This window comes from Ensifer sp. LC384, from assembly GCF_001695865.1.
Taxonomy (GTDB): Bacteria; Pseudomonadota; Alphaproteobacteria; order Rhizobiales; family Rhizobiaceae; genus Ensifer.
In genome coordinates, this window is the sequence record NZ_MBST01000067.1 from 134,971 (window position 1) to 152,429 (window position 17,459).

Consider the following 17,459-nt stretch of genomic DNA (forward strand, 5'->3'; position numbering starts at 1 on the left):
GACGTTTGCGGTTCAGAGACCGGCGAGCGTCATGCCTTCGATGGCGAGCGTCGGTGCGGCAACGCCGAACTTCCTGTCGATGTCGTCGGCCGGCGTGATCGCCATGAACATCTGCTTGAGGTTAGACGCGATCGTGACTTCGGACACGGCAAAGGACAACTCGCCGTTCTCGATCCAGAAACCGGAAGCGCCGCGGCTATATTCGCCAGTCACCATGTTGACGCCCTGGCCGATAAGCTCGGTCACGTAAAAGCCGGTTCCGACACTGCGGATCAGGTCTTCGCGTGAAATCGAACCCGGTTCGAGCGCCAGGTTGGTCGAGGCCGGATTGACCGTCGGACCGCCACGCACGCCGCGGCCGTTGGTCTCAAGGCCAAGTTCGCGCGCTGCCGAGGTCGACAGGAACCAATGGTTCAGCGCGCCATCCTCGACCATCGTCAGCTTGGATCCGCTGACGCCTTCGCCGTCGAATGGACGCGAAGACGAGCCCCGGACGATCAACGGGTCGTCGGTCACCGACAGCCCCGCTTTCATGATCTGCTTGCCCATCATGTCGCGCAGAAAACTGGTCTTGCGGGCGACGGATGCACCGTTGATGGCGCCGGCGAGATGTCCGACGAAACCACGCGCCATGCGCGGATCGAAAACGACCGTGACGTTCCTGGCGGTCGGCACCTGGCGGGGGTTGATCCGCGCCACGGCACGCTCGCCCGCCACCCGGCCGATGTCATCGGCGGCGCGCAGATCGTCGAAATAGATGCGGCTGTCGTAATCGTAGTCGCGCTCCATCTTCGTGCCTTCGCCGGCGATCGCGCTTACCGAGCGGCCGAAGCGGGTCGCCATGTAGGAGCCGGAGAAGCCATGAGAGGTCACGAGCACGAGCCCGCCCATGCCAGCGGAAGCACCGGCTCCGCTGGAATTGGTGACGCCCGACACCGCCAGCGCCGCCTGTTCCGCCGCGAGCGCTGCTTCGGTGAGCGCCTCGGTAGATACTTCGCGATCGTCGAACAGTTCCAGATCCGGGTAGGATTTCGCCAATCGATCCGGATCGGCTAGCGAAGCGAAAGGGTCCTCCGGCGAGGCCTTGGCCATCGCCACCGCCCGCTCGGCCAGTACCTTCGGGTCGAAGCCGGGATTGGCCGAAACGCTGGCGACGCGGTTGCCGACGAAGACACGCAGCGAGAAGTCGTCGCTTTCGGACGCCTCGGTGGCTTCAACCTTGCCGAGGCGAACCGAGACGGAACGGGAACGCCCGCGAACGACAACGGCGTCAGCCGCATCGGCGCCCGCCTTGCGGGCAAGGTCCACCAGTTCGGCGGCGCGTTTTTCGAGGGAGGCGAAATCGATCGTTTCTGACATGATGTGGCCTTTCATTCCTGCCCCATTTATTGTGCACTGAAGCATGCATCAAGGGCATTGGCATGATTCCCGCCCATACACTGCCCGATACACTGCAATGATACTCCCGCCGAAACCTCCGTCCGCCCGGGCAGGACGAGGCAATATCGAAAGCCGCACGCATGACGACGACCCCGATCATCTACTCCCAGGCGCTGATGCTGCTCGGTGGCGCCGTGCTTGCTGCACCGTTGTTCAAGCGTCTCGGGCTCGGCACTATCCTCGGCTATCTCGCGGCTGGCATCCTGATCGGCCCGGTTGCCCAGAGGATCACCGAAGGCGAAGAGATCCTGCATGTCTCCGAGCTTGGCGTCGTCTTCCTGCTGTTCATCATCGGGCTGGAACTGAAGCCTTCGCGGCTCTGGCAGATGCGGCGCGATATCTTTGGCCTCGGCACGGCGCAAGTCCTGCTGACCGGCGTGATCCTCTCCTACGGGATCGCCTTGACCGGACTGCTCGATCATGCCGGCAGCATCGTTGCCGGCTTCGGCCTGGCGCTGTCTTCCACGGCCTTCGCCATGCAGATCCTCGACGAAGGCAACGACCGCAACACGCGCTTCGGTCAGCGCGCCTTCTCGATCCTGTTGCTGCAGGATCTGGCGATCGTTCCCCTGCTTGCCCTGATCCCGCTGCTGGCTGCGCAAATGCCGGAGGATACGACGACACCACTCGAAGACTTCGCAATCGCGATCACGGCGGTCGCTATTCTTGTGGCCGCCGGCCGCTATCTGCTCAATCCACTGTTCCAGATCATCGCCCGTACCGGCGCGCGCGACGTGATGATTGCTGCCGCTCTGCTGGTGGTCATGGGCGCGGCAACGCTGATGCAGCTGGCCGGCCTCTCCATGGCCATGGGCGCCTTTCTTGCCGGCGTACTCCTGGCCGAATCCTCCTACCGCCACGAGCTCGAGGCCGACATCGAGCCGTTTCGCGGTATTCTGCAGGCGCTGTTCTTCATGGCCGTTGGCCTGTCGCTGCAGCTCGGCGTCATCATCGACAAATATTTGGTGATCATCGTCGCCGTACCGCTGCTGATGCTGGTGAAAAGCTTCGTGCTCTACTGGCTTAGCCGGCTGGCGCGCTCCCATCACAACGACGCGGTGCGCATCAGCCTGCTGCTGCCGCAGGGCGGAGAGTTCGGTTTCGTGCTGTTCACGGCGGCGGCGGCAGCCGGCGTCTTCTCACAGGGCGACGCCTCGCTGCTCGTCGCTATCGTTACGCTCTCGATGGCGTTGACACCGATCGCCTCCATGCTCGCACCGCGGCTGATGCGCGAACAGGACGAGATGACCGACGAAATGGAAGAGGACTTCGAAGGTGCGGACGCCGACGTGCTGATGATCGGCTTTTCGCGCTTCGGTCAGATCGCCGCGCAAATCCTGCTTGCCGGCGGTCGCGACGTCACGATCATCGACCACTCGGCCGCCCGAGTTCGCCAGGCAGCGACCTTCGGCTTCCGCATCTACTTCGGCGACGGCAATCGGCTCGACGTGCTGCGCGCCGCCGGCATCGAGCGGGCAAAGCTCATCGCCGTCTGCACGCAGAAGAAGGAAACCACCGACAGGATCGTCGATCTGGTCCAGGCCGAGTATCCCGATGCCCGTATCTTCGCTCGCTCCTACGACCGACTGCATACGCTCGAACTGAGGGCAAAGGGCGTCGACTACGAACTGCGCGAAACCTTCGAGTCCGGCCTGCTGTTCGGCCGAAAGACACTGGAGGCACTTGGGGTCGGAGACGACGAGGCGATTGCCATCATGGACGATATCCGCAAGCGCGACGAGGCGCGCCTGGTGCTGCAGGAGGCGGAGGGCATCACCGCCGGCCGCGACATGCTGCATTCGCAGCCCGTGCGTCCCGAGCCGCTGGTCAAGCCCAAGCGCGATGTCGATCATTCCTCGGAAACGGGAGAAAGCATCCTGCCGGATTTGCCGGCCGACGCGCGGGAAAGTGCCTAACCGGGATCGGGACCGGTCGCGACCTCATCCGGAGACGCTGGCTGCCTTCATTCGCTCTTCCAGCGTCCGCTTGAATTGATCCTTGACGACGGCAGTCGCCGCCAACACTTCCTTTGCGCGCAGAAAATCCATGACCCGGTAGCGACCGACGTCCGGCCGCAGCAGGATATCCGGCGCACCTTCCTTCAGTTTCATGGCGATGATCGACTGCATCATCAGCTGGCTGGCGCCAAACAGGCTGTCGATGCGGCTGGGGATCGTCTTGCCATCGCCGTCCGGGCCACCGACGACGTCGACGGCGACAACGATCTCGGCAAGGCCGCGCAGATGATCGAAGGGAATGGGATTGTAGATGCCGCCATCGATCATCACCCGTCCTGCGATCTTCACCGGCATGAAGACCGCCGGCAGAGCCGCCGTTGCGGCCAGCGCCTTTTGCAGATCGCCTGTCTCGCAGATATGTTCCGTCTGGCCATAATAGTCGGTGACGACAACCTTGAGCGGGATATCCAGTTCTGAAAACGTCGCGGGGATGGCTTCGGGCAGGAACGCCTTCAACACGCGTTCGATGTTGAACTGACCGAAACGAAAGCCGGTGTTCATCGCTTCCGACCAGCTTGCCGGCCGCAGCCGCCACAAACGATTGACGACCTCGCGACGGTGACCGATCGTTGCAAGCGTGTGCTCGCGGATTGCCTCACCGCTGAGGCCCGCCGCCATGCCGGCACCCATGATGGCGCCGATCGACGAACCAGCGATCACGACCGGGCGAATGCCCAACTCGTCGAGGGCCTCGATGACATGGATATGGGCAAGCCCGCGGGCACCGCCGCCGCCGAGCGCCAGCGCGACCGACGGTTCACTCGCACTTGGCGGCGACATATCCGCGGTGGAAACGTCCTGCTTCATCGACCTGCATCCCAGTTCAATCGGCAGTCTAGCCTTGCAAGCGAATCAAAAGTGTGACGTCAGACGCCACGGAAGCGGTAGAAATGCATGCGGGTATCGCCGAACACCCTGACGTCCAACCGTTCGAAAACGGCGGTTGGTGCCGGCTGAACGTCTGCACGCTCCTCCAGCACGACAAGGGCACCGGGAACCAGCCAGTTGCCGAGAGCCGCCGATTCCAGCGCCCTCTCCCCCAATCCCTTTGCATAGGGTGGATCGGCAAAAACCAGATGGAACGGTTCCATCGTGCCGACGGAACCGAGACTGGTGGCGTCCCGACGGAAGACCTTGGCACGTCCCTGAAGACCGAATGCCTCGATATTGTTTTGCAGGAGGCCCCGCCCCTCGACGCCCTGCTCGACGAAGAGTGCCTGGCGGCACCCCCGTGACAGGGCCTCGAGGCCCACGGCCCCGGTGCCGGCAAAGAGATCCAGCACGCGCGTGCCATCGAGAGCCTCCGGATAGGAATGGCTCAGGATGTTGAACAGGCTTTCGCGCGTCCGATCGGTCGTCGGGCGGATATCATTCGACTTGGGCGTGGCCAGACTGCGGCCACGGAACTCTCCGCCGACGATGCGCACGGCCGCTTAGTTTCCTCTGCCGCGCGGCTTGCCGCCGGCCGGACGTCCACCGCCGCCAGGACGGCCGCCACCACCGGGCCTGCCGCCGCCGCCAGCTGGTTTTCCGCCACCGGGCTTGCCGCCACGCGGAGCGCCCGAGCGTTCACCAAAGGATTTGCCGCCAGACGGCTTGCCGCCGAAGGACTTGCCGCGGGGCTTGTCGCCGAACGGGCGATCACCACCTTCGCGGCGGGCCGGACGATCGCCCTCGGCGCGCGGGGTTCTCGGCTTGTCGGAATAGCTGCGTGGCCCCCCTTCGGCGCGGGCCGGGCGATCGCCACGCGGGCGGTCGCCGCCCTCGCGGCGCGCGGGCCTGTCGCCCTCGGCGCGCGGGAACCGCGGCTTGTCGGAATAACTGCGCGGGCCGCCTTCTGAGCGGGCAGGCCGGTCGCCGCCTTCGCGGCGCGCAGGACGGTCACCATGATCGCGCGACCTGCGGTCGCCGGCATCGCCCGACTTGCGCCGGCCGAAGCCGCCATCGCGACCTTCATCCTTGCCGCGACGTGCGGGTTCGCTGGCGCTGATCCATTCGCCCTCTTCGTCCCGACGCTTGACCGGTGCGGCGGACGCCGGACGGTCGGCGCGGTCGAAGTCCCTGGATGCGCCGCCCTTGCGGTCCGGATCGAACTTGCCGGATGACTTCGTCGCAAAACCATCCTTCGTGCGGCCATAGCGCTTGGTCTTCGGAGCGCCTTCGGGGCGCTCGCGACGGGCGGGCTTCGCCGTGGCATCGCCTTCAGCGGATTTCGACTTCTTCTCGGCCAGCGGACGGGCGCCCGGCGCCATCCAGACATTGGCCGTACGGGCGCGCTGCGCCGGCGTGCGCTTCGGCCGATCCTCGAACTTGGCGTCGCCGCGGTCTTCGCGGGGGCCGCCCTTGCCACGGGGGCCCTCCTTGCCGCGACCACTGTCGCGGCGATCGTCACGACGGGTGTCGAGGCGGGAAAGCGCGCGTTCGCGCTTGTCTTCCGGCTTTTCCCAGCGGCCGGCGCGTTCGGGCTTGCGCGTATCGGAGCCTTCGGCCTCCGACGCTTCGCTTGCAACGGTTGCCGACTGATCGTTGTAGAGCGGCGCGTCGAAATTCGCCTTGGCGTCTTCGATCAGACGTGGTCCGAGCTGGTCGCGCAGCGTCCGGCCCCGGATTTCCTGCACGTGGCCTTCCGGCAATTCGCCGAGCTGGAACGGGCCGTAGGAAATACGGATGAGGCGGTTGACGTCGAGGCCGAGCGCGCCGAGCACGTTCTTGATCTCGCGGTTCTTGCCTTCGCGCAGGCCCATCGTGATCCAGACGTTCGAACCCTGCACACGGTCGAGCGTCGCTTCGATGCCGCCGTAGAGCACGCCGTCAACGGCGATGCCTTCCTTCAGCTTGTCCAATTCGTCCTGGTCGATTTCGCCATGGGCACGCACGCGGTAACGGCGCAGCCAGCCGGTCGACGGCAGTTCGAGCACGCGGGCAAGGCCGCCATCATTGGTCAGCAGCAGCAGGCCTTCAGTGTTGATGTCGAGGCGGCCGATCGAAAGAACGCGTGGCAGCTCGCCCGGCAGGTTGTCAAAAACCGTCGGGCGGCCTTCCGGGTCGGCATTGGTGGTCACCAGTCCGGCCGGCTTGTGGTAGAGCCACAGGCGTGTGCGCTCGATGCCACGGATCGGGTTTCCGTCGACTTCGATGTCGTCGGCGAGCGTCGCGTTGACAACAGGCGTATCGAGGATGACACCGTTGAGCTTGACCCGGCCTTCCATGATCATGCGCTCGATATCGCGGCGTGAAGCGACACCGGCGCGCGCCAGGATCTTGGAGATGCGCTGCGGTTCGTCGGCGCTTGCGGCGGCGGGTTTCGGGCCTGCCTTGGGCGGCCGCGAGGCACGGGCCTCAGGCGCTGCCGCCTTCTTGCCAGCGAAATGAGGTTTCTTGTCCCGGCCGGCGGGCTTGCCGCCAGGCCGCGTGGGCTTGTCTTTGGATGTCATTTGTGTTGCCTGCCTTTTGCGGCTGTCCTATCAGGTCGGAGCCCGTGGGTTAAGAGAAATTATTGTTTGAGCGATGACTGATACGACACGCTTCATGGATGCGGCCCTCGAAGAGGCAAAAAAAGCGGGCCAACGCGGCGAAGTGCCGATCGGCGCCGTCATCGTTTTCGATGGCGAAATCATCGCGCGCGCCGGAAACCGTACCCGCGAACTCAACGATATTACCGCTCATGCCGAGGTCGTGGCGATCCGCGAAGCTTCCATGGTGCTCAACGACGAAAGGCTGACGGGCGCCGATCTCTACGTCACCCTGGAGCCATGCACCATGTGCGCGGCGGCAATCTCCTTTGCCCGCATCCGTCGCCTCTATTACGGTGCCGAAGACCCCAAGGGCGGCGCGGTCGACAGCGGCGTGCGCTTTTACGGCTCGCCGACATGCCACCACGTGCCCGATGTCTATTCCGGGCTTGCCGAGCGTGAAGCCGCGGACATTCTCAGGGATTTCTTTGCCGATAAGCGGTGAGACGCCGATTATGCCGTGGCTTCAGCCGGCGGCAAAGGTCTCCAGTGCCGCGCCCGCAAGCCGGTAGCGCGTCCACTCCGACATCGGCTCGGCGCCGACTGCCTCGTAAACGCGGATTGCCGGCTCGTTCCAGTCAAGCACGCTCCACTCGAAGCGGCCACAGCCTTCCTCGACGGCGATCTTGGCGAGATGCTTCAACAACATCTTGCCGGCGCCGGAGCCGCGGCAATCCGGAGTGACATAGAGGTCTTCGAGATAGAGCCCCTTGCGCGCCTGCCAGGTGGAGTAGTTGTAGAACCACATGGCGAAACCGGCCGGCTTTCCGTCCATCTCGCAGATGACCGCGCGGGTGAGCGCGTTCGGGCCAAAAAGCGAGGCATGCAACTGCTCGACGGTCGCCTCGACTTCGTCGGGGGCCTTCTCGTAGATGGCAAGTTCAGTGATGAAGCGCAGGATGGTGTCCGCGTCTTCCGGTCGCGCGTCGCGAATGCTGATCGTCATGATTTAGAAGGGCCAGTACCACTTGCTGCCGGAATTCTTGACCTGCGCTTCCTTCTTGCGGCGGCGCTCCTTGACCTTCTCCGGTTCGCCCAGGTCAGCCTCGGCACCTTCCGGCAGGCGGCGGTATTCGAGCGGCGGATCGCTCAAGAAGCGGCGCTTGTCGGCGTAGGCGCCCATCTCGATCTTGCGCGCTTCGCGATAGGCTTCCTGCTGCTCCTTGGCCGAAAGACGGCGACCATTGGCGCTGGCCTTTGCAAGCGGCGAGACATAGTTCGGGTTGTTCTTGTTGGCGTCGGCTTCTTCGCGCAGGCGGTTGCGTGCCTCTTCCGGGGACTCGACCCATTCCGGATTCGCTTCGCGGCTTGCGAGCGACTTCTGCGGCTCCACGAGGGCGGTCTGTTGGCCGGACGGCGGCAGCACCAGGCCGGGGCGCGGCTGATACTTGACCTGGTTGCCCTGCTTCGGAGCAATGCTCACAGCGCTTCCGAGGTCGTCCATCAACTGTTCGCCGGCCGTCTTGTCGGTGCCGTAGGTCGGGCCGCCGATGCAGCCCGAAAGCACCAGGCCGCTCGTCATAATGGCGGCAACGCTAGCAAACAGTCGCAACTCTCGCGTCATTTCCATGAGATTCCTTCTAGCCGGCCACCGTCACGTGCGCGGCCATTCAGCGCCCATGGCGGAGAAATCCGCCAAATTTCGGGCAGGTTTTACCGGATGAATGCGGTAAGCGCAATTCATCCGGTAAATGATCCCTTAAGCCTTGAAGCCAAGTTCCCGCAGTGCGGCGGCATCACGGGCAGACACCTCAGGGTAGAGTGCATCCGAACCGACGTCGGTCGTGATCCGCCAGGAGCGGGCGCACTTGCGGCCAACGGCGCCCTTCGGCACGACGCTGACCTTGGCGACCTCAGGCAGACGGAAGGCGTCGGCCGGGCCTTCGCCCGCCTCGACAGTGATCGACGAGGTGATGCAGATCTCGGCGAAGTCTTCGCCTTCGAGCGCCTTCAACAGCTCCGGATCGGCGATGGAGACGACGGGAGCCGCCTCCAGCGACGAACCGATACGCTTCTCGCGACGTTCGATCTCAAGCGCGCCGGTCACGACCGTACGCACAGCGCGGATCTTTTCCCACTTCGCCTCAAGCGCGTCGTTCTTCCATTCCGCCGGGATCGCCGGGAACTGCTCGAGATGGACCGAGACCGCGTCAGGCTTGCGCGACAACCAGGCCTCTTCGCAGGTGAAGGGCAGCATCGGCGCAAGCCACAGCGCCAGGCAATCAAACAGCTTGCGGATCACGGCAAGCGCAGAGCGGCGGCGAAGGCTCGACGGTGCGTCGCAATAGAGCGCATCCTTGCGCACGTCGAAATAGAAGGCGGAGAGTTCGACGTTCGAGAAATCGATCAGCGCGCGCGCGATCCTCTTGAAGTCGAACGCGTCATAGCCCTCGCGAACGACCTGATCGAGCTCGGCCAGGCGATGCAGCATCAGCTTTTCCAGCTCGGGCAGATCGGCGTAGGCGATCTCCTCGCCCTTGTCGTGCGCCAGCGTGCCCAGCATCCAGCGGATGGTGTTGCGCAGCTTGCGATAGGCGTCGATATTGGTCTGGATGATCGTCTTGCCGAGGCGCTGGTCTTCCCAATAGTCCGTGGTCATGACCCAGAGGCGCAGGATGTCGGCGCCGGCATCCTTCATCACCTCCTGCGGCGTGACGGTATTGCCCTTCGACTTCGACATCTTCTCGCCCTTCTCGTCCATGGTGAAGCCATGGGTGACAACGGCGTTGTAGGGCGCACGACCGCGCGTCGCGCAGGATTCGAGCAGCGACGAGTGGAACCAGCCGCGATGCTGGTCGGAGCCTTCGAGGTAGACGTCGGCCGGCCACTTCAGGTCCGGACGGTCTTCGAGCGTGAAAGTATGGGTCGAGCCCGAGTCGAACCAGACGTCGAGAATGTCCATGACCTGATGCCACTTCTCGTGGTCGTGGTCGTTGCCGAGGAAGCGGTCCTTGGCACCGTCGGCAAACCAGGCATCGGCGCCTTCCTGCTCGAAGGCTTCGAGAATACGGGCATTGACGGCTTCGTCGACGAGGATCTCGCCCTGGTCGTCGGCAAAGATCGCGATCGGCACGCCCCAGGCGCGCTGGCGCGAGAGCACCCAGTCCGGGCGTCCCTCGATCATCGCACGCAGGCGGTTCTGGCCGGCACCCGGCACGAAGCGGGTGTCGTCGATCGCCGACAGTGCGCGCGAGCGCAGCGTCGTGCCGTCGCCGAAGCCCTTGTCCATGTAGACGAACCATTGCGGCGTGTTGCGGAAGATCACCGGCTTCTTGGAACGCCAGGAGTGCGGATAGGAGTGCTTCAGCCGGCCGCGGGCAAACAGCGCATGCCGGCCGATGAGCGCCTTGATGACGCGATCGTTGGCGTCGCCCTTCTTGCCCTTGTCGTCGAGCACGCGTCCGGCACCACCTTCGGCGTCCGGGCCGAAGCCATGGGCATCGGCGGTGAAGTAGCCGGCGTCGTCGACGGTAAACGGGATCGCCGACGAGATGCCGCGGGCTTCGAGCGCGCGGGCATTGTCCATCCAGGCGTCAAAGTCCTCGCGGCCGTGGCTGGGCGCCGTATGCACGAAGCCGGTGCCGGCGTCGTCGGTCACGTGGTCACCATCGAGCAGCGGCACCTTGAAGGCGTAGCCGCCACCGAGGCCATGCAGCGGGTGGGCGCAGGTGACGGCCGCCAATTCAGCGCCTTCGATATCGCGAACGAAATTGAAGCTGAGCTTGGCCTTGGCCGCGGACTCGTCAGCCAGACGCTTGGCGAAGATCAGCTTCTCGCCTGGCTGCGGGCCGAAGTCATTCTCGGCGGTCGCAACCTCATAGAGGCCGTACGCATACCGCGAGGAGAAGGCGATCGCGCGGTTGCCGGGGATGGTCCAGGGCGTGGTCGTCCAGATCACCACGAAGGTGCCGGCAAGGTCGTCCGGACCTTCGGTGACCGGGAACTTCACCCAGATCATGTCGCTCTCGACATCGGCATATTCGACTTCGGCTTCGGCCAGCGCCGTGCGCTCGACGACCGACCACATCACCGGCTTGGAGCCGCGATAGAGCTGGCCCATCTTGGCGATCTTCATCAGTTCGCCGGCGATGCGGGCTTCGGCATGGAAGTTCATCGTCGTGTAGGGGTTGTCGAAGTCGCCCTCGATGCCGAGGCGCTTGAACTCTTCCGCCTGGATCTGGATCCAGCCGGCGGCGAAGTCGCGGCATTCCTTGCGGAACTCGTTGACCGGAACCTCGTCCTTGTTCTGGCCCTTCTCGCGATACTTCTCCTCGATCTTCCACTCGATCGGCAGACCGTGGCAGTCCCAGCCGGGCACATAGTTGGCGTCGAAACCGCGCATCTGGAACGAGCGGTTGATGACGTCCTTGAGGATCTTGTTCAGCGCGTGGCCGATATGGATGTTGCCGTTGGCATAGGGAGGACCGTCATGCAGCACGAACTTTTCGCGGCCGGCGGCCGAGGCGCGCAGCTTCTTGTAGAGACCCATCTTCTGCCAGCGGGCAACCGTTTCCGGCTCCTTCTGCGGCAGGCCGGCGCGCATCGGAAACTCCGTCTGCGGCAGGTAGAGGGTGGAGGAATAGTCGATCTTCTCAGCGGTATCTGTCATGGTCTTTGCAATCATCTTTTCCGCGCGGATCGTCGCGCATGCGAAAGGGTGGTATCTGGCGCATGACCCGCAAATCGGGATCGATCTTCGGAAAGGATCATGCGCAGCTTCAAAGTGTTAGAGCGACCTTGGCGCGCTCAGGAGACGCGCGGCGCTCTAGAGATGACTGGGGCGTTGGAAACGCCGAAATCCCGGACCTTCCGGCGGCCTAGTGCGCGCGGAAAGCCGGGCCAATAATTCGCTGATCGATGGTCAATCGACGGTGCCGGGTCATGGTGGCCGGTTGTTTAAGGCGTTTTCGGCCTTTTGAAAAGGTCCGCCGCTTCGACGCGACGGATTTCTTTAGGCAAAGTTGATCCGGCGATCGATGTCGCTCAGGGGCGTGACACCGGAGAGCAGCGCCCTCGCCTCTTCTTCGTCCTGGCGGATCTGCGCAACCAGCGGGTCGAGCCCGTCGAACTTCAGCTCGTCGCGCAGGTGGCCGAAGAACGAAACCGAACAGACCTCACCGTAAAGATCGCCGGAAAAATCGAAGACGAAAGTTTCGAGCAGGGCCTCGCCGTCACTGTCGACTGTCGGGCGCCGGCCGAAGCTGGCAACGCCATCATAGAGCGAGCCGTCCGCCCGGCGGAAGCGCACGGCATAAATGCCGGTTCTAAGTTCGACCTCGGCGGGCAGGCGCATGTTCGCCGTGGGATAGCCGAGGCTACGTCCGAGCTTCTTGCCGTCGATCACTTCGGCCTCGACCGTGTAGCGATAGCCGAGCAGACCGGCTGCGTGTGAAACGTCGCCCTGCCCGAGCAGCGACCGGATGAAGCTCGACGAGATCACCGAAGCGTTCTCGTCGCGAAAGGCGTCGACCAGAGTGACGCCGAAACCGTTTTCACCACCCGCCGCCATCAGGAAGGCAGGACCGCCTTCGCGCCCCTTGCCGAAATGGAAATCGAAGCCGGTGACGACATGCGAGGCATGCAGCCATTCCAACAGCACCCGATGGATGAAATCGGACGCGGAAAGTTCGGAGAAGGTGCGATCGAACGGATATTCGATAACAGCGCCAAACCCCATGCCTTCGAGGATACGGGCCTTCAGCGGCGCGGGCGTCAGCCGGAACACCGGTGTATCCGGCCGAAAGACTGTGCGCGGGTGCGGCTCGAAAGTCAGCACCAGAGCGGGCACGCCGCGCGCCTTGGCTTCTTCCAGCGCTCGTTCCAGCACCGATTGGTGGCCGCGGTGCACACCGTCGAAATTGCCGATCGCGACAACGCCGCCGCGCAGGCGCTCGGGCAGCGGGTCACGGGTCTCGTTGCGATGAAAAACCGTCATCTCAATCTTCCCGTCAGGCGAGCCTGGGCATCCACCACTTCGGCGAGGCGCCCTCCTTTTTCAGGAAGGCTGCAAGCTTCACCTCGTCGGTCCTGCTTTCGTTCATGTATTCCTGGGCGTGAATGCCGGCACTGATGTAAAGCAGATCGAAGCCGGCATCCTGGGCGCCCTTGACGTCGGTCGGCATGCCGTCGCCGATGGCAATGACACGCGACAGATCGAGCGCACCGCGCACCGCCTTGGCTTCGCCGAGCGCCGCCCGATAGATGGCGATATAGGGCTTGCCGGCGATGCGCGCTTCGCCGCCGAGCTCTTCATAGAGCTTGGCAATGGCACCGGCACAGGGGATCAGCCGGTGGCCGCGCTCGACCACCAGGTCAGGATTGGCGCAGATGAACGGGATCTTGCGCTTGGCAAGACCGGTCAGTGTCGCGCGGTAGTGTTCCGGCGTTTCGGTTTCATCATCGTAGAAGCCGGCGCAGACGACGGTCTTGGCATCTTCCGACGACACGATCTCGGTACCAAGGCCCTCGAGTAAGGGCAGGTCGCGTTCAGCACCGATGAAGAAGATCTTCTTGTCGGCAGCAGCGATCAACGCGCGGGTCACATCGCCCGACGTGACGATGCGATCATAGGCTTCATCGGGAACGCCCAGCCCGCGGATCTGCACCTTGACGCTCGGGCTCGGCCGGGGCGAGTTGGTGATGAGAACAACCGTCAGTCCTGCAGCACGCGCTTCCGCCAGGGCCTCACAGGCCGACGCAAACGCCTGAACGCCGTTGTGCAGAACACCCCAGACGTCACAGAGCACGACGTCATAGCGCCCTGCGATTTCCCGAAAACTGTTGATCCTTGCGGCCATGCGGGCTTCCTGCAAACTCGGTTTCCGGCTTGCATCGCAAGGAAGGGGCGAGAATACAAGCCTCGGCCCCAGAAAAACGCCGCCATTCCCAAGGATTCGACGACCGGCTGCCCCTTCCGCCTCGAAGGGACCGACGGACAGCCGGACCTCGACAAGGCACTGCTTGCGCGGCGGAAACCTCGTCGGGCAACAGGACGAAACAAGCCTTCAAGACCAAGCTTCGCCCAAATTCCGACTGCTTCGCGCCGCAAGGATGCGCGCGTGCCCACCCCGGCCCGGCAGCCGTTCGTCTCCAGTCATGCCCCGCCGATAACCATGTCGCCTGAAATTTTTTGAACGGCCAATCCTTGACTCGTCCAGGACCCAGCCTTATCTCGGCCTCGCTAGCACTCGACAAAAGGGAGTGCTAACACCCATCCATCGGGTCGATGAGCGATCCGTAATGTCATTTGATCGAGGGATTAGACTAATGGCAAGCACCAATTTCCGCCCGCTGCACGACCGCGTTGTCGTCCGCCGCGTCGAGTCTGAGGAAAAGACCAAGGGCGGCATCATCATTCCGGACACCGCTAAGGAAAAGCCGCAGGAAGGCGAAATCGTCGCTGTTGGCTCGGGCGCCCGTGACGAAAGCGGCAAGGTTGTTGCTCTCGATGTCAAGGCTGGCGACCGCGTTCTGTTCGGCAAGTGGTCGGGCACCGAAGTCAAGATCAACGGCGAAGACCTTCTCATCATGAAGGAAGCCGACATCATGGGCATCATCGGCTGATCAGCCGTCGTCCACACCTTTCCATGACAACCAATGGGCAATGAGCCCAGGAGTTTTCTCAAATGGCTGCAAAAGAAATCAAGTTCGGCCGCACCGCGCGCGAAAAGATGCTGCGTGGCGTCGACATCCTCGCTGACGCGGTAAAGGTCACGCTCGGCCCGAAGGGTCGTAACGTCATCATCGACAAGTCCTTCGGCGCTCCGCGCATCACCAAGGACGGCGTATCGGTCGCCAAGGAAATCGAACTCGAAGACAAGTTCGAAAACATGGGCGCCCAGATGGTCCGCGAAGTTGCTTCGAAGACCAACGACATCGCTGGCGACGGCACCACGACTGCAACGGTTCTCGCCCAGGCTATCGTTCGCGAAGGCGCCAAGGCCGTTGCTGCCGGCATGAACCCGATGGACCTGAAGCGCGGTATCGACCTCGCTGTCACCGAAGTCGTCAAGGATCTCCAGGCCAAGGCCAAGAAGATCAACACCTCGGAAGAAGTCGCACAGGTCGGCACGATCTCGGCCAACGGCGAGCGTCAGATCGGCCTCGACATCGCAGAAGCGATGCAGAAGGTCGGCAACGAAGGCGTCATCACGGTTGAAGAAGCCAAGACCGCCGAAACCGAACTCGAAGTCGTCGAAGGCATGCAGTTCGACCGTGGCTACCTCAGCCCCTACTTCGTCACCAACCCGGAAAAGATGGTCGCTGACCTCGACGACGTCTTCGTTCTCCTCCACGAGAAGAAGCTGTCGAACCTCCAGGCCATGCTCCCGGTTCTCGAAGCCGTCGTTCAGACCGGCAAGCCGCTCCTCATCATCGCTGAAGACGTCGAAGGCGAAGCTCTTGCTACGCTCGTCGTCAACAAGCTGCGTGGCGGCCTGAAGATCGCGGCCGTCAAGGCTCCGGGCTTCGGCGATCGCCGCAAGGCCATGCTCGAAGACATCGCCATCCTGACCGGTGGTACCGTGATCTCCGAAGACCTCGGCATCAAGCTCGAAAACGTCACGCTCGACATGCTCGGCCGTGCGAAGAAGGTTTCGATCTCCAAGGAAAACACGACGATCGTCGACGGCGCCGGCCAGAAGAGCGACATCGAAGGCCGCGTTGCGCAGATCAAGGCCCAGATCGAAGAAACCACTTCCGACTACGACCGCGAAAAGCTGCAGGAACGTCTTGCCAAGCTCGCCGGCGGCGTTGCCGTGATCCGCGTTGGCGGTTCGACAGAAGTCGAAGTGAAGGAAAAGAAGGACCGCATCGACGACGCTCTCAACGCGACGCGCGCTGCTGTTCAGGAAGGCATCGTACCGGGCGGCGGCGTTGCCCTGCTGCGTTCTTCCGTCAAGATCACCGTCAAGGGTGTGAACGACGACCAGGAAGCCGGCATCAACATCGTTCGTCGCGCGCTGCAGGCTCCGGCCCGCCAGATCGCCGAGAACGCTGGTGACGAAGCTTCGATCGTTGTCGGCAAGATCCTCGACAAGGACCAGGACAACTTCGGCTACAACGCCCAGACCGGCGAATATGGCGACATGATCTCCATGGGCATCATCGACCCGGTCAAGGTCGTTCGCACCGCCCTTCAGGACGCAGCTTCGGTTGCTGGCCTCCTCGTCACGACGGAAGCCATGATCGCCGAACTGCCGAAGAAGGACGCTCCGGCAATGCCGGGCGGCATGGGCGGCATGGGCGGCATGGACATGATGTGATAGGGCGACAGCCCAATCGCAGCATCGTCCATAAAGCTTCGCCCATGCACTAAGAGCGGTTCAGCGCGCCAAGCGCGCTGAACGGGCGGCATGGACATGATGTGATAGGGCGACAGCCCAATCGCAGCATCGTCCATAAAGCTTCGCCCATGCTCTTATAGTGGTTCAGCGCGCCAAGCGCGCTGAACGGGCGGCATGGACATGATGTGATAGGGCGTCAGCCTTATCGCGGACCTGTTCAAGCAGATCCACGATGATCCATCCGGATCGGAAAGGGCGACCCTCGGGTCGCCCTTTCTTGTTTTTGCAGCAGTGCACCGGCTGCATCTCACGTGCACGTCAAAGCTGTCTGCCGGAAAAATTACCCGGCAGCTGCAGCGGCTCTAAAAAAGCGTTGAAGTCGAAAAAAAACGAACTATAACACCGCCCCAAGTGGACAGAGATTCACGAGAGACTGGATGACAGGCCTAAAGGGAGCGAAAAATCGCTCAAACTTTTCATATTAACTGTGTGTCCAAGCGCTCTTTGAGAACGTCACGCAAAGCATATAAGTATTTAATCGCAAATTAAGCCGGCCTTTCCTGCGAAATCATTTCGCTTGGCGAGCTACGTCACAGTTTTGTGACCTTTCCGTACAGAAAGACACAAACGACTTATCGTGCGTGTTCTTCCTCCTATGGGTCGATGGCTGGCGAGGGTTGTATATTGGGGATATGCCTGCCTGGTCGGACGACGACATTCGCCAGGGGCCGTTCTGGGGTAGACCGTGTTTAAGATCACGAGAACAAATTCAGTTCCCCTCGGTGTCCCCGGGCAGATGCATGCCGGCCTTCCGCGCCAGGAATTCCTGGAGCAGTTCTGCGTCTCCGAGGGTTGGTCTGGCGACCTGTCGACGGGCCTGTTCCGGTTGGGCGAGAAGGCTTCGGCGATTCACGGCCTCAATGAGAGCGAATGCGGTCTGCTCAACTTCGTGCGCTGCTACGACCCTGCCGACCGCAACCACGTGCTCGAGCTTTTCGAGCAGGCGGCAACCAGCTGCTCGTCCTTCTGCTTCTCGACGACGATCAGTCTCGAATCCGGCCACAAGCAGCCGGTGTTCTGCATCGGCGAATCCTCGGGCCTTGAGGAGCGCTATTCGGGCACGATCCACGGCATCTTCTTCTTCCCGCGCTTCCTTGTCGAAGGCGCCGGAAAGATGCTGCTGCGCCAGTAGGCGCATCCTCGAC

The 17,459-nt window shown here is 62.9% G+C and carries 14 protein-coding genes; 5 read left to right on the forward strand and 9 right to left on the reverse strand.

Annotated elements, in window-relative coordinates; translation table 11 throughout:
- Window positions 1-12: 12 nt before the first annotated feature.
- Window positions 13-1,359: a TldD/PmbA family protein gene (locus BC363_RS29860; protein ID WP_065782824.1), complete on the reverse strand. Its 1,347-nt coding sequence runs from the start codon at window positions 1,357-1,359 to the stop codon at window positions 13-15.
- Between the two features lie 161 nt (window positions 1,360-1,520).
- Between BC363_RS29860 and BC363_RS29865 the strand changes: the two genes are divergently transcribed.
- Complete coding sequence (locus BC363_RS29865; RefSeq protein ID WP_065782826.1) at window positions 1,521-3,356, forward strand: monovalent cation:proton antiporter-2 (CPA2) family protein; 1,836 nt, start codon at window positions 1,521-1,523, stop codon at window positions 3,354-3,356.
- Window positions 3,357-3,380: 24 nt separating this feature from the next.
- Here BC363_RS29865 and BC363_RS29870 read toward each other — a convergent pair whose 3' ends face one another.
- From BC363_RS29870 to BC363_RS29880, 3 genes are read right to left on the reverse strand one after another with little or no spacing between them, the layout of a single operon-like run.
- Window positions 3,381-4,265 (reverse strand): patatin-like phospholipase family protein, encoded by an 885-nt coding sequence (locus tag BC363_RS29870; protein WP_065782827.1) that lies wholly within the window; start codon window positions 4,263-4,265, stop codon window positions 3,381-3,383.
- Between the two features lie 59 nt (window positions 4,266-4,324).
- On the reverse strand, window positions 4,325-4,885 hold the full coding sequence (gene rsmD / locus BC363_RS29875; protein WP_065782829.1) for a 16S rRNA (guanine(966)-N(2))-methyltransferase RsmD: 561 nt from the start codon (window positions 4,883-4,885) through the stop codon (window positions 4,325-4,327).
- Window positions 4,886-4,891: 6 nt separating this feature from the next.
- Window positions 4,892-6,892 carry a pseudouridine synthase gene (locus tag BC363_RS29880; RefSeq protein ID WP_065782831.1) on the reverse strand — a complete coding sequence of 667 codons (2,001 nt, stop codon included), beginning with the start codon at window positions 6,890-6,892 and terminating at the stop codon, window positions 4,892-4,894.
- A 73-nt stretch (window positions 6,893-6,965) separates the two neighbouring features.
- Between BC363_RS29880 and BC363_RS29885 the strand changes: the two genes are divergently transcribed.
- The gene (locus BC363_RS29885) at window positions 6,966-7,415 is read left to right on the forward strand and encodes a nucleoside deaminase (RefSeq protein ID WP_053250858.1); all 450 of its coding nucleotides are present in this window, start codon (window positions 6,966-6,968) and stop codon (window positions 7,413-7,415) included.
- 21 nt (window positions 7,416-7,436) lie between these two features.
- Here BC363_RS29885 and BC363_RS29890 read toward each other — a convergent pair whose 3' ends face one another.
- The 5 genes from BC363_RS29890 to BC363_RS29910 all read right to left on the reverse strand — a co-directional run bounded on the left by BC363_RS29890 (window position 7,437) and on the right by BC363_RS29910 (window position 13,767).
- Window positions 7,437-7,916: a GNAT family N-acetyltransferase gene (locus BC363_RS29890; protein WP_065782833.1), complete on the reverse strand. Its 480-nt coding sequence runs from the start codon at window positions 7,914-7,916 to the stop codon at window positions 7,437-7,439.
- A 3-nt stretch (window positions 7,917-7,919) separates the two neighbouring features.
- Window positions 7,920-8,540, reverse strand: a complete 621-nt coding sequence (locus BC363_RS29895; RefSeq protein ID WP_065782835.1) for a hypothetical protein — start codon at window positions 8,538-8,540, stop codon at window positions 7,920-7,922.
- A 129-nt stretch (window positions 8,541-8,669) separates the two neighbouring features.
- A complete protein-coding gene (ileS, locus tag BC363_RS29900) occupies window positions 8,670-11,579 on the reverse strand; it encodes an isoleucine--tRNA ligase (protein ID WP_065783040.1) in 2,910 nt (969 codons plus the stop codon).
- 342 nt (window positions 11,580-11,921) lie between these two features.
- Window positions 11,922-12,905: a bifunctional riboflavin kinase/FAD synthetase gene (locus BC363_RS29905; protein WP_065782836.1), complete on the reverse strand. Its 984-nt coding sequence runs from the start codon at window positions 12,903-12,905 to the stop codon at window positions 11,922-11,924.
- A 13-nt stretch (window positions 12,906-12,918) separates the two neighbouring features.
- The gene (locus tag BC363_RS29910) at window positions 12,919-13,767 is read right to left on the reverse strand and encodes a TIGR01459 family HAD-type hydrolase (protein WP_065783041.1); all 849 of its coding nucleotides are present in this window, start codon (window positions 13,765-13,767) and stop codon (window positions 12,919-12,921) included.
- Window positions 13,768-14,236: 469 nt separating this feature from the next.
- Between BC363_RS29910 and groES the strand changes: the two genes are divergently transcribed.
- The 3 genes from groES (at window position 14,237) to BC363_RS29925 (ending at window position 17,446) form a co-directional block, all read left to right on the forward strand.
- Window positions 14,237-14,533: a co-chaperone GroES gene (gene groES, locus BC363_RS29915; RefSeq protein WP_004675403.1), complete on the forward strand. Its 297-nt coding sequence runs from the start codon at window positions 14,237-14,239 to the stop codon at window positions 14,531-14,533.
- A 62-nt stretch (window positions 14,534-14,595) separates the two neighbouring features.
- Window positions 14,596-16,233 carry a chaperonin GroEL gene (gene groL / locus BC363_RS29920; protein WP_065782838.1) on the forward strand — a complete coding sequence of 546 codons (1,638 nt, stop codon included), beginning with the start codon at window positions 14,596-14,598 and terminating at the stop codon, window positions 16,231-16,233.
- Window positions 16,234-17,050: 817 nt separating this feature from the next.
- A complete protein-coding gene (locus BC363_RS29925; protein WP_244519975.1) occupies window positions 17,051-17,446 on the forward strand; it encodes a hypothetical protein in 396 nt (131 codons plus the stop codon).
- Window positions 17,447-17,459 lie beyond the last annotated feature (13 nt).

What these genes read in the sequence shown, in the direction of transcription:
- BC363_RS29860 (WP_065782824.1), bottom strand. Translation starts at nt 1,359, where the DNA reads ATGTCAGAAACGATCGATTTCGCCTCCCTCGAAAAACGCGCCGCCGAA.
- BC363_RS29865 (WP_065782826.1), top strand. Translation starts at nt 1,521, where the DNA reads ATGACGACGACCCCGATCATCTACTCCCAGGCGCTGATGCTGCTCGGT.
- BC363_RS29870 (WP_065782827.1), bottom strand. Translation starts at nt 4,265, where the DNA reads ATGAAGCAGGACGTTTCCACCGCGGATATGTCGCCGCCAAGTGCGAGT.
- BC363_RS29880 (WP_065782831.1), bottom strand. Translation starts at nt 6,892, where the DNA reads ATGACATCCAAAGACAAGCCCACGCGGCCTGGCGGCAAGCCCGCCGGC.
- BC363_RS29885 (WP_053250858.1), top strand. Translation starts at nt 6,966, where the DNA reads ATGACTGATACGACACGCTTCATGGATGCGGCCCTCGAAGAGGCAAAA.
- BC363_RS29890 (WP_065782833.1), bottom strand. Translation starts at nt 7,916, where the DNA reads ATGACGATCAGCATTCGCGACGCGCGACCGGAAGACGCGGACACCATC.
- BC363_RS29895 (WP_065782835.1), bottom strand. Translation starts at nt 8,540, where the DNA reads ATGGAAATGACGCGAGAGTTGCGACTGTTTGCTAGCGTTGCCGCCATT.
- ileS (WP_065783040.1), bottom strand. Translation starts at nt 11,579, where the DNA reads ATGACAGATACCGCTGAGAAGATCGACTATTCCTCCACCCTCTACCTG.
- BC363_RS29905 (WP_065782836.1), bottom strand. Translation starts at nt 12,905, where the DNA reads ATGACGGTTTTTCATCGCAACGAGACCCGTGACCCGCTGCCCGAGCGC.
- BC363_RS29910 (WP_065783041.1), bottom strand. Translation starts at nt 13,767, where the DNA reads ATGGCCGCAAGGATCAACAGTTTTCGGGAAATCGCAGGGCGCTATGAC.
- groES (WP_004675403.1), top strand. Translation starts at nt 14,237, where the DNA reads ATGGCAAGCACCAATTTCCGCCCGCTGCACGACCGCGTTGTCGTCCGC.
- groL (WP_065782838.1), top strand. Translation starts at nt 14,596, where the DNA reads ATGGCTGCAAAAGAAATCAAGTTCGGCCGCACCGCGCGCGAAAAGATG.
- BC363_RS29925 (WP_244519975.1), top strand. Translation starts at nt 17,051, where the DNA reads ATGCATGCCGGCCTTCCGCGCCAGGAATTCCTGGAGCAGTTCTGCGTC.